The organism is Streptomyces panacea, assembly GCF_040560175.1.
GTDB lineage: Bacteria > Actinomycetota > Actinomycetes > Streptomycetales > Streptomycetaceae > Streptomyces > Streptomyces panacea.
The window spans coordinates 16,517-27,464 of sequence record NZ_JARJHW010000093.1; the positions used below are offsets into that span (position 1 = coordinate 16,517).

The following is a 10,948-nucleotide window of genomic DNA, read 5'->3' on the forward strand; positions in this document are numbered from 1 at the left end:
ACATGTACGCACCAGAGCGGCAGCAAGAGATCCTGCGCCTCGCCCGCGAGGGCGGGCGGGTCGACGTACTGTCGCTCGCCGAGGAGTTCCAGGTCACCGCCGAGACGGTACGGCGCGACCTCAAGGCGCTCGACCGCGCCGGGCTCGTACGCCGGGTGCACGGCGGCGCCATCCCCGCCGGCCGCCTCGACTTCGAGCCCGACCTCGCCGAGCGCGAGTCCACCGCCGCCGACGAGAAGGACCGCATCGCGCACGCCGCGCTCGCCGAGCTGCCCCGCACCGGCAGCGTGATACTCGACGCGGGCTCGACCGTCGCGCGGCTCGCCGCGGAGCTGCCGCTGGACAGCGAACTCACCGTCGTCACCCACGCGTTGCCCGTCGCCGCGCGCCTCGCCGACCACCCGGGCATCGACCTCCACCTCGTCGGCGGCAGGGTCCGGCACCGTACACGCGCCGCTGTCGACGCGTGGGCCCTGCGCGCGTACGGCGAGATCCGCGCCGACGTCGTGTTCCTCGGCACCAACGGCTTCTCGCCGGACGGCGGCCTCACCACCCCCGACCTCGCCGAGGCGTCCGTCAAGCGCGCACTGGTCGCGGCGGCACGCCGCGTCGTCCTGCTGGCGGACTCGGCCAAGCACGGCCAGGAACACTTCGCCCGCTTCGGCGGCCTCGCCGACGTCGACCTGCTGATCACGGACACCGGGATCGCCCCCGACGCGCGAGCGGCGATCGAGGCCGCGGGCACCGAGGTTCTCAGTGTCTAGCCAGGTGGGCTCGCCCCACGCGCCTTCGCCCCACGCGCCTTCGCCCCCACGCGCCTTCGCCCCACGTGGCTTCAAGAGTCGTCAGGACCCGGAAGGCCCCCGCATGATCCTCACCGTCACCCCGAACCCCAGCCTGGACCGTACGTACGAGATACCCGCCCTGGACCGCGGTGAGGTCCTGCGCGCGACTGTCGAGCGGATGGACCCCGGCGGCAAGGGCGTCAACGTCTCGCGGGCGGTCGCGGCGGCCGGGCACCGTACCGTCGCCGTGCTGCCCCTCGGCGGCGCCCCCGGCGCGCTCGTCGCCCAACTCCTCGCAGGCCAGGGCATCGACGTCGCCCCCGTGCCGATCGCCGGCGCGACCCGCTCGAACATCGCCCTCGCCGAACCGGACGGCACGCTGACGAAGATCAACGCGCCCGGCCCCGAACTGACCCCGGCCGAGTCGGAGGCGCTGCTGTCCGCGCTCCGCGCGTACGACGTGGGCGCCGCCGGGGACTGGATCGCCTGCTGCGGCAGCCTGCCGCGGGGGCTGGGCCCGCGGTGGTACGCCGAACTCGTCGCCCGCGCCCACGCCGCCGGAGCCCGCATCGCGCTCGACACCTCGGGCGCCTCGCTCCTGGCGGCGCTCAAGGAGCGCCCGGACGTCGTGAAGCCCAACGCCGAGGAACTGGCCACCGCCGTCGGCCGCCCGCTGGCCACCGTCGGCGACGCGCTGAAGGCGGCGGAGGAACTCCTCACCTACGGTGCCGGCTCCGTCCTCGCCAGCCTCGGCGCCGACGGCCAGCTCCTGGTCTCCGGCGCGGGCGCCCACTTCGCGAGCGCCCCCGTCGCGACCGTCCGCAGCAACGTCGGCGCCGGGGACGCCTCCCTCGCGGGCTTCCTCGCGGCGGGCGGCACCGGCCCGGACGCACTGGCCTCGGCCGTCGCCCACGGCGCCGCCGCCGTTCAACTGCCGGGCAGCGTGATGCCGTCACCCGCGGACCTCGACCCGCGGGCGGTCACCGTGTCCGCCGACATCCCCCTGAACCGTCCCCTCTCGGAGCCCGCCTCATGACCTCTCCCCGTACGTCCCCGGTGTCCCCGAACCGTTCCCCACGAAGGAGCCCGCGATGAGCGACATGATCACCGCGGACCTGGTCGACCTCGACCTGGCCGCAGAGACGAAGGAAGCCGCGGCCCGCTCGCTGGCCGAACGCATGGTGGCCCTGGGCCGGGTCACCGACCTGGACGGCTTCCTGGCCGATGTCGCCGCCCGCGAGGCGCAGATGCCGACCGGGCTCGACGGCGGGATAGGCATTCCGCACTGCCGCAGCGCACACGTCACCGAGCCGACCCTGGCGTTCGGCCGCCCGGCCGAGGGCATCGACTTCGGCGCGCCCGACGGCCCGGCCGACCTGATCTTCCTGATCGCGGCCCCGGCGGGCGCCGACGACGCGCACCTGTCGATCCTCTCGGCCCTGGCCCGCCGCCTGATGGACCCCGACTTCACGGCGGCGCTGCGCGCGGCGACCGACCCGGCCGCGACCGCGAGCCTGATCAGCGGCGACACGCCGCCCGAGGCACCCGCACCGGCCCCGGCTCCCGCCCCCGTCTCGGCGGCGGCGGACACCGAGCCCGCGGGTATCGAGCCCGCGGACACCGCGCCGGCGGGCCCGGAACCGGCCGCCCGCACCTTCCGCGTCGTCGCCGTCACCTCCTGCCCCACCGGCATCGCGCACACCTATATGGCCGCCGAGGCCCTGGAACAGGCCGGCCAGGCCGAGGGCGTCGAGGTGGTCGTCGAACCGCAGGGCTCCGCCGGGTTCACCCGGATCGACCCCGCCGTCATCGACGCCGCCGACGGCGTGATCTTCGCGCACGACGTACCGGTACGGGAGAAGGAACGCTTCGCCGGCAAGCCGACCGTCGACGTCGGCGTCAAGGCGGGCATCAACCGCCCCGCCGAACTGATCGCCGAGGTCCGCGACAAGGCAGCCCGTGGCGAGACCACGGCCGCCGCGGGCACCGGCTCACCCGTCGACGAGGCGGGCGACCCCGGCGAGGGCTACGGCGCCAAACTGCGCAAGTGGCTGATGTCCGGCGTCAGTTACATGGTGCCCTTCGTCGCGGCCGGCGGACTCCTGATCGCTCTGGGCTTCGCCATCGGCGGCTACACCATCGACAAGGCGCCCTCCGTCGCCGAGCACTTCGTCTGGACGGACTCCACGAGCTGGGCGGCGCTGCTGTTCCAGGTCGGCGGCCTCGCGTTCAGCTTCCTGGTGCCCGTGCTGGCGGGCTACATCGCGTACGGGATGGCCGACCGCCCCGGTCTGGTCCCCGGCTTCGTCGGCGGCTCCATCGCGCTCACCATCAACGCGGGCTTCCTCGGCGGTCTGGCCGCCGGTCTGATCGCGGGTGGCACGGTCATGGCGATCCAGCGGGTCAAGGTGCCCGCCGCGCTGCGCGGCATCATGCCGGTGGTCGTCATCCCACTGATCTCCTCCGCCGTCGTCGGTTTCCTGATGTTCCTGGTGGTCGGCAAGCCGATCGCCGAACTCCAGAAGGCCCTCACGGACTGGCTGTCGGGACTGTCCGGCGCCAACGCGGTCATCCTCGGCGTCGTCCTCGGCCTGATGATGTGCTTCGACCTGGGCGGACCGCTCAACAAGGTCGCCTACGCCTTCGCGGTCGGCGGCCTCGCCAACCCCAACGACGGCAGCCTGAAGGTGATGGCGGCCGTGATGGCGGCCGGCATGGTCCCGCCGCTCGCCATGGCCCTGGCCACCGTCGTACGTGGCGGCCTCTTCACCCGCACCGAGCGCGAGAACGGCAAGGCCGCGTGGGTGCTCGGCGGCTCGTTCATCACCGAGGGCGCGATCCCGTTCGCCGCGGCCGACCCGCTGCGCGTCATCCCGTCGGCCATGGCGGGCGGCGCGGTCACGGGCGCGCTGTCGATGCTCTTCGAGTGCACCCTGCGGGCCCCGCACGGCGGGATCTTCGTGCTGCCGCTGATCGGCAATCCGGTGCTCTATCTGATCGCGATCCTGGCCGGTACGGCGGTCAGTGCCGCTCTGGTCATCCTGTTGAAGGGCATGGGCGGGCGCGGCGACGGCAAGGACCCGGGCGGCGCCGCCGCCACGGAGTCCGGGGCGGCGCCCAAGGTCCCGGCCACCGTCTGAGCGGCCGCCTCACCCAGTCATCGGACCCGCGCGCGGAGCTCCATCGCTTCGCGCGCGGCGCTCTGCGCGGCGTACACCTCACACATATGACGGCCGTCGGGAGTCGCCGTGTGCTCGACCTCCCACAGGCTCGTCTCCGTGCCGTCGAGCAGCAGGAACGCGTGCTCGTACAGCGTGAACCCCGCGTCCTTCCCCTCGACATGGCCGTATCTGCCGAAGACCTGGGTGATCTGGTGGGCGAAGGCGGCCCGCAGCGGTCCCGCGACCTCCTCGCCCGGCCGGTCCGCGTTCTCCGCGCGGCGCAGTACGCGGCGCGCGTGGTCGGCGGAGTTGTCCGGGTGGTACACGCGGGGCAGTGGTGTCTGTGGTGCCGCCAGCAGGTCGCTGAGCAGATCGAGATCGGCCGCGAGGTCGGACTCGAAGCTCGGATCGAGACTGACGCCGAGGCCCGACTCGAAACGGGACCCGAAGAGCGCGTCGGAATCGGTGGTGGGGTCGAGGTCTTTGGGATCGATGGAACGGTGAGAGGGGCGGCGCAGCCGGGAGGCGGCCAGACGCACCTCGTACTCGTCGGTGTAGAGCTCGTGCTGTTCGGCGCCGTCGCGCCCGGTGTTGTGGACCAGCTCCCAGAGGGTGAGGGCGGTGCTGTCGGCAAGCAGGTATGTATGCCGGTAGGTCTCGCGATGCAGTCCCGCACTGTGGTGCGAGGTTCGCAATGAACTGGCGTGCGCCAGAGCGGAGTCGAGCCGCTCGATCACGGCGTCGGGCAGATCGAAGGAGTTGAGTGCCCGACCCAGGAGACGCTCTAGGTGCGTCTCGCTTGTCTCATACGGATCGTTCAAGGTGGGTCTCCAGGCCGTCGCCACATGTCACTTGGTGATTGCATAACGTAGCCCCTGGGACTGACATTGCGTCCCAAGTTCGGTAAAACGATTGGGGGCGCGCGAGAAGTTCCTTCGAGCCCCCCTCAACTCCCTTGTGTCGCCGGTCAGTCCGTGCCGTACAGATCGCGGTACGCGGGGAACGTACCGCCCGGCCCGTCGACCCCTTCGGCCGCCACCATCGCCCGCACGATTGCCCTGGTCACAGCGTCGGCCCCGGCCGCGAGCAGCTCGTTGAGCGCCAGCGGATCGGCGGTGTCGAGCGTGCGTTCCCCGGTGGCGAGCGTGAAGACCGTGTCGCCGTCGTTGAGCATATGTACAGGGCGGACGGCGCGCGCGATGCCGTCGTGCGCCGTCCCCGCGAGCTTCTGCGCCTGTGCCTTGGAAAGGTCGGCGTCTGTCGCCACGACGGCGAGTGTGGTGTTCAGCGGAGGCCGCCCGTCGCGCTCCCGGATCTCGGCGAGGCGCGCGAGGGCCGCCTCGTGCGCACCGGCCGCCGGATAGCCGGGCCGGCCCTGGAAGTACCGCCCGTACAGCACGCCCGTCAGCGGATCGACCGCCGAGCCCGCCGCGTTCGCGACGACCAGCGCCGCGACGGTGATCCCGGACGCCAGCAGCACGCTCGCCGTACCGACGCCGCCCTTCAGCTGCCCCACCACGGCCCCGGTCCCGGCCCCCACCGCTCCCTCGGCGACCGGTGCCCCCGATTCGGTACGGGCCGCCGCCTCCACCGCCGCGCGGCCCGTGGAGGCGTCGGGGCGGGCCCGCCAGTCGCCGCCGCGCCCGAGGTCGAAGACGCAGGCGGCCGGGACGACCGGCACCACCTGGGACGGATCGGGCCCGACCCGGACACCCCGCCCCCGCTCCTCCAGCCACGTCATCACACCGGCGGCGGAGTCCAGCCCGTACGCGCTGCCGCCGGTCAGCACGACCGCCTCGACGCGTCGCACCAGATTGCGCGGATCCAGCGCGTCCGTCTCGCGGGTGCCGGGGCCCCCGCCCCGTACGTCCACGGCGGCGACCGCTCCGCCCTCCGGCGCGAGGACGACCGTCGTACCGGTGAGCGCCCGGTCCCCGCCCACCCGCGCGTGGCCGACCCGGATCCCCGCCACATCGGTCAATGCGTCATTGTTTGCCATGGGCCCCATGCGTACCACGAGGTCGGACTTCACCACGGCGGATCACCCCGTCCGCCACGCCCACCCCCGTACTCTGGACGCATGAGTACCGCCCGCACCTCCGGACCGCATGACACCGTCACGGACCCGCCGCGACCGGCTCCGCCCAAGCCGGCGCCCCCGAAGCCGGGCCCGCCCAAGCCGCCGCTCGTTTTCGACGACCCGCTGGACCGGCAGTCCTCCGACGACACCGACGCCGGGTGGGGAGAGCGGCCGGCCGCGAGCGGCAACAGCGCCGCCGACCTGGCCCGCTTCCTCGACGAGAAGCCGCCCCACCACATCTGAGCCCCGGAGCCCGACCGCACCGGCCGGGGTCTGTCCCGCCGGGATCCGCCGGACAGGCCCTACGGCGTGCCGCTGCGCCCCGGCCCACCCCGCTGGGCCACCAGGGCGTCCCGGATTTCCTTCAGCACCTCCAGCTCGCTCACCTCCATGACCTCCTCCACCCGCTCCTTGGCGGCCTGCTGCCTGGCGCGCCTGGCCAGATACTTCGCCATCGGCAGGACCATCAGGAAGTACACGACGGCGGCGGTGATCAGGAAGCTGAGTGTCGAGCTGAGCACCGTCCCCCACATGATCGGGATGCCCGACACGACCTCGCCCGCCGCGTTCGTCTCGCACGGGTCCTGGAGGCACGAGGTGTAGCGGTCCAGGTCCTTGGTGCCGAACGCGCCGACGACCGGGTTGATGACGCCCTTCACCAGGGAGTTCACCACGTTGGTGAACGCGGCGCCGATGACCACCGCGACCGCGAGGTCGATCACGTTGCCACGCGTCAGGAAGGCTTTGAAGCCCTCCAACACGCTGTCCTTCTTGTCGCTCACCAGTGAGCCCTTCGTCGTGTGTGCCATGGGGGAAGCGATCGGAACCACCAATCGCTTTGACACCATGGGCAACTCGCGCCCCGACTGTCCAATCCGCCCATGCTTTCGTGTGACCAGTCTGCTCATCAGTGCGACGGTCAAAAGCCCGGACCGGTACAGGACGGATCAGCACAGCGTCACCGCCAGCCGGGAGTTCGTGCTCGCCCCCGCCAACTCGGCGGCCACGTCACGCGCGACAGTCAGCAGGACCAGCGCCCCGCCGTCGGTGGCGCTCTCCAGCGCCCGCGGGACGGATTCCACCAGCACCTCCGTGGCGAGCACCCGGGCGTCCGACTCCCCGCCGCCGGGGGAGTGGGCGGCGGCGATCACATCGACCCGGTCGCCGGGACGCAGCAGCCGCACCGTCGCCACATCCGCGATCCGCACCGGCGCCGTCACCAACTCCACCTTCTCCGCGCCCGGTCGAGCGGCCGCGCCCGCACGGGAAGCGCCACCCGCCGCCGCACGTGCCGCGGCCTCGGCGCGCTCCTCGGCGCCGGCCGCGACACCCGGACCGCCCGCGCCCGACGCCGCCAACGCGGCCGCCGTCACGGCCAGTCCGGCCGCCATCGCCCGCCTCCGCCGGAGCAGCGCCCTACGCAGCCGATGACCGCCGCCGCGCACCCGCAGCGGATCGAACGCCGGCACCCCGCACGGGGCGGGCGCGGCGACCACCGGCGCGGGCACCGGCACGGGCGGAAGGAACGGAGGATCCGAGGGACGCGTGACGAGAGAAGGGGGAAGGGAACGCGAAGAGGAACGGGACATGGCAACCACCACCTGCCGTGAGGAGTTTCTGCTGGCCGCTCCTCACGATCCACGCCCGGCCGAAATCCTGCCGAAGCCTGTGGATAACCACCCCGATGTGAATATCTCGCTCACCCGAACGAGGCCCACTCCAGGCGTTTACGGCAGCTCAAGCCCCGTATCGATGCCATCCAGCGCGTGCGAGCACAGACAGTCCCGCGTCTCGCCGTCCTGCAGCGCGCCCACGGTGTCGAACAGCACCGTGCGCAGCCGGTCCACGTTGGAGGCGAAAACCTTCAGCACCTCCTCGTGCGAGACGCCCTCACCCGTCTCGGCCCCGGCGTCCAGGTCGGTCACGAGCGTCAACGACGTGTAGCAGAGCCCCAGTTCACGGGCGAGCACGGCCTCGGGGTGACCCGTCATCCCGACCACCGACCACCCCATCGAGGCGTGCCACCGCGATTCGGCGCGGGTCGAGAAGCGCGGCCCCTCGACGACCACCAGCGTCCCGCCGTCCACCGGCTCCCACTCACGCCCGCGCGCCGCGGCGAGCGCCGTCCCGCGCCCCTCGGGGCAGTAGGGATCGGCGAGCGAGATGTGGACGACCTTCGAAGCCCCGCCACCGGGCAGCGGCACACCGTCGTAGTACGTCTGGGTACGCGCCTTCGTACGGTCCACCAGCTGGTCCGGTACGAGCAGCGTCCCCGGGCCGAACTCCTGCCGCAGTCCGCCCACCGCGCACGGGCCGAGCACCTGCCGCACCCCGACGGACCGCAGCGCCCACAGATTGGCGCGGTAGTTGATGCGGTGCGGGGCGATGTCGTGCGCGCGCCCGTGGCGGGGCAGGAACGCGACGCGCCTGCCTTCGACGTCGCCGAGGAAAAGCGAGTCGCTGGGCGGTCCGTAGGGGGTGTCGACGGTGACCTCGGTCACGTCGTCGAGGAATGAGTACAGGCCCGAGCCGCCGATGACGCCGATCTCCGCGGTCTCCGAACCCTCTGCGTTCGTCTTGGTCGCCATGACGATCACCCTAGCCGGGGGCCGAGGACTCGCGTGGGTGCGCCCGTGCGGGAACGCCGAGGACCCCGCCGTAGCGAACGGCGGGGTCCCGGAGAGGAGGATTCAGGTGATCAGGCGGCGGAGGAACCGCTGGAGCCGGAGCTGCCGCTCGAAGCGCTCGACTTCGAGCCGGAGCCGGAACCGGAAGAACCCGAGCCCGACGAAGACGACGAAGAACCGTTCGACGACGACGAAGACGACGCGGACGTGGACTTCGAGTCCGACGACGACGAGCCCGACGCGGAGGCCGACTTGTCGCTCGAACCGCCCGAGTCACCCGAGCCGTTCGAAGCGCCCGCCTTGGCCGGCGTGCTGCTCGTCGACGAGCCGCGGCTGTCGTTCCGGTAGAAGCCGGAGCCCTTGAAAACGATGCCGACCGCCGAGAACACCTTCTTCAGGCGTCCTTCGCACGCGGGGCACACGGTGAGGGAATCGTCGGTGAATTTCTGCACCGCCTCTAGGCCCTCGCCACAGTCGGTGCACTGGTACTGATAGGTCGGCACTTGTTCCTCCTGGCACTCTCACTCAATGAGTGCTAACGACGCTCCATAGTGACGTATTCCGCCGGATCAGTCCACTGCCACCGGCACGCGGTGACCCATTCCACGCGCGGCGACGAGGCCGGACGCCTTCGGATTGAGCCGCGAGCGCAGGGCGACGAGCGTGGTCAGGGCCAGCGCGGTGCCCACCAGAGGCACCACGAACCCGGCGCTCGCGCCGTGCGCGTCCGCCAGCTGACCGGCCGCCGACACCGCCCCGGCCTGGCCCAGCGCGACCGCGCCCGTCAGCCACGTGAAGGCCTCCGTACGGGCCCCGGCGGGGACCAATGCCTCGATCAGCGTGTAGCCACTGATCAGCGCGGGCGCGATGAAGAGGCCGACCAGCAGGCCGAGTCCGGCGAGCAGCGGCACCGAGTGCACGGCCCACAGCCCGGACGCGGCCAACGTGAGGCCCACGTAGCCGGTGATCAGCCGGCGGCGGGGCCCGATCTTCCAGGCGATGGCACCGCACGCGATACCGGCGAGCATGTTGCCGGCGGCGAAGACTCCGTACAGAAGGCCGTTCGCGCCGGGGTTGCCGATCTCCTCGGCGAAGGCCGTGAGCGAGACCTGCATGCCACCGAAGACCGACCCGATGCCGAGGAAGACCACGGCCAGCACACGTACGCCGGGCACCGACAGCGCCGAGACACGCGCGCCACCCGCGCCACCCGAACCGGCCGCACTCTTCGGACCGGCTGTACCGCGCCGGCGCGCCGGCTCGGGCTGCGTACCCCGCTGCGCGGCGAACAGCAGCCCGCCCGCCAGAGTCAGCGCCGCCTCGGCGACGAGTCCGGCCGCGGGGTGTACGCCGGTACACAGCGCGGTCGCGAGGACCGGCCCGATGACGAAGGTGAACTCATCCGTGACGGACTCGAAGGCGGCGGCCGTCGGCAGCAGCCGCGCGCGCTCGTCGGAGGCGCCGAGGACAGCGGCCCAACGGGCCCGCACCATAGGCCCCACCTGGGGGATCGAGGCGCCTGTCGGTACGGCGGCGACGAACAGCGCCCACAGGGGCGCGCCCGCCAGCGCGAGCGCGGTCAGGGCGGTGACGGACACCGCGTGCAGCAGCACTCCGGGCACCAGCACCGCGCGCTGTCCGAACCGGTCGGCGAGCTTGCCGTTCTGCGGCGCGAAGAGCGCCATGGAGACACCGGTGACGGCGGCGACCATGCCCGCGCTGCCGTACGAACCGGAGGTGTGCTCGACGAGCAGGACGATGCCGATCGTCAGCATCGCGAAGGGCTGCCGCGCGGCGAAGCCGGGAAGCAGAAACGTCCAGGCGCCGGGTGTACGCAGCAACTGCCCGTACCCGGGACGGCGGGCCGGGGCCGTGCCCTCGGAGGCGCCGGCGGTGGTGTCGACCGTGTCGGACACGGTCCTTGCCTTTCTGCCGCCTGGTGGCGCCCCCGGACGTGCGGGGGCTGCCGAGAGCTGTCCTCTTGCGCGGAACTGCGGTAGATACCCGGGTCCACTGAAGGGGACACCACGGCCGCCATACGGTCGCGCCAGCTCTGCGTCAGGCAGAGTTGGTCGATCAAGTCGGTGCGTCACGTCTCTCGACGCGACAGGCACGGGCCTCATCCTACCCGGGAAATACCAGGAAGATCCCGGCCCGTACCTGTGATTGACGCCTCCGGGCGCCGCTGCCTTCGATTCCTCGGCGGCTCCCCGCCAAGCTCCTCCGCGGCCGCCGGTCAGCCGCCCCTCAGTCGCCCTCGGCCGGGCCCCCGCCTGACCGCTCAGCCGGGCCCCC

At 72.4% G+C, this 10,948-nt stretch carries 11 protein-coding genes; 4 read left to right on the forward strand and 7 right to left on the reverse strand.

The genetic code is table 11. From position 1 onward, the window contains the following. The first annotated feature begins 2 nt into the window (after window positions 1-2). The 3 genes from P3L51_RS21630 (at window position 3) to P3L51_RS21640 (ending at window position 3,925) form a co-directional block, all read left to right on the forward strand. Window positions 3-764, forward strand: coding sequence for a DeoR/GlpR family DNA-binding transcription regulator (locus tag P3L51_RS21630; RefSeq protein ID WP_354606928.1), 762 nt, complete (start codon window positions 3-5; stop codon window positions 762-764). Between the two features lie 103 nt (window positions 765-867). Continuing rightward, window positions 868-1,821 (forward strand): 1-phosphofructokinase, encoded by a 954-nt coding sequence (pfkB, locus tag P3L51_RS21635; protein ID WP_354606929.1) that lies wholly within the window; start codon window positions 868-870, stop codon window positions 1,819-1,821. Window positions 1,822-1,876: 55 nt separating this feature from the next. Next, window positions 1,877-3,925, forward strand: coding sequence for a PTS fructose transporter subunit IIABC (locus tag P3L51_RS21640; protein WP_354606930.1), 2,049 nt, complete (start codon window positions 1,877-1,879; stop codon window positions 3,923-3,925). A gap of 17 nt (window positions 3,926-3,942) precedes the next feature. On the opposite strand, the gene P3L51_RS21645 is transcribed toward P3L51_RS21640, so the two are convergent. After that, window positions 3,943-4,767, reverse strand: a complete 825-nt coding sequence (locus tag P3L51_RS21645; RefSeq protein ID WP_354606931.1) for a DUF6227 family protein — start codon at window positions 4,765-4,767, stop codon at window positions 3,943-3,945. A 146-nt stretch (window positions 4,768-4,913) separates the two neighbouring features. Then, window positions 4,914-5,945, reverse strand: coding sequence for a P1 family peptidase (locus P3L51_RS21650; RefSeq protein ID WP_354606932.1), 1,032 nt, complete (start codon window positions 5,943-5,945; stop codon window positions 4,914-4,916). 81 nt (window positions 5,946-6,026) lie between these two features. Between P3L51_RS21650 and P3L51_RS21655 the strand changes: the two genes are divergently transcribed. Then, the gene (locus P3L51_RS21655; protein ID WP_354606933.1) at window positions 6,027-6,269 is read left to right on the forward strand and encodes a hypothetical protein; all 243 of its coding nucleotides are present in this window, start codon (window positions 6,027-6,029) and stop codon (window positions 6,267-6,269) included. Between the two features lie 59 nt (window positions 6,270-6,328). Here the strand turns inward: P3L51_RS21655 and mscL are convergent, their stop codons facing one another. The 5 genes from mscL to P3L51_RS21680 form a co-directional block, all read right to left on the reverse strand. Further along, window positions 6,329-6,835 carry a large conductance mechanosensitive channel protein MscL gene (gene mscL / locus P3L51_RS21660; protein WP_435594497.1) on the reverse strand — a complete coding sequence of 169 codons (507 nt, stop codon included), beginning with the start codon at window positions 6,833-6,835 and terminating at the stop codon, window positions 6,329-6,331. Window positions 6,836-6,973: 138 nt separating this feature from the next. Beyond that, entirely contained in the window at window positions 6,974-7,540 is a 567-nt protein-coding gene (locus tag P3L51_RS21665) for a CpaB family protein (RefSeq protein ID WP_354606934.1), read from the reverse strand. 213 nt (window positions 7,541-7,753) lie between these two features. Beyond that, complete coding sequence (locus P3L51_RS21670; RefSeq protein ID WP_354606935.1) at window positions 7,754-8,614, reverse strand: S-methyl-5'-thioadenosine phosphorylase; 861 nt, start codon at window positions 8,612-8,614, stop codon at window positions 7,754-7,756. A 110-nt stretch (window positions 8,615-8,724) separates the two neighbouring features. Beyond that, window positions 8,725-9,156: an FmdB family zinc ribbon protein gene (locus P3L51_RS21675; RefSeq protein ID WP_354606936.1), complete on the reverse strand. Its 432-nt coding sequence runs from the start codon at window positions 9,154-9,156 to the stop codon at window positions 8,725-8,727. Between the two features lie 66 nt (window positions 9,157-9,222). After that, complete coding sequence (locus P3L51_RS21680) at window positions 9,223-10,569, reverse strand: MFS transporter (protein WP_354606937.1); 1,347 nt, start codon at window positions 10,567-10,569, stop codon at window positions 9,223-9,225. Between the last annotated feature and the right edge of the window lie 379 nt (window positions 10,570-10,948).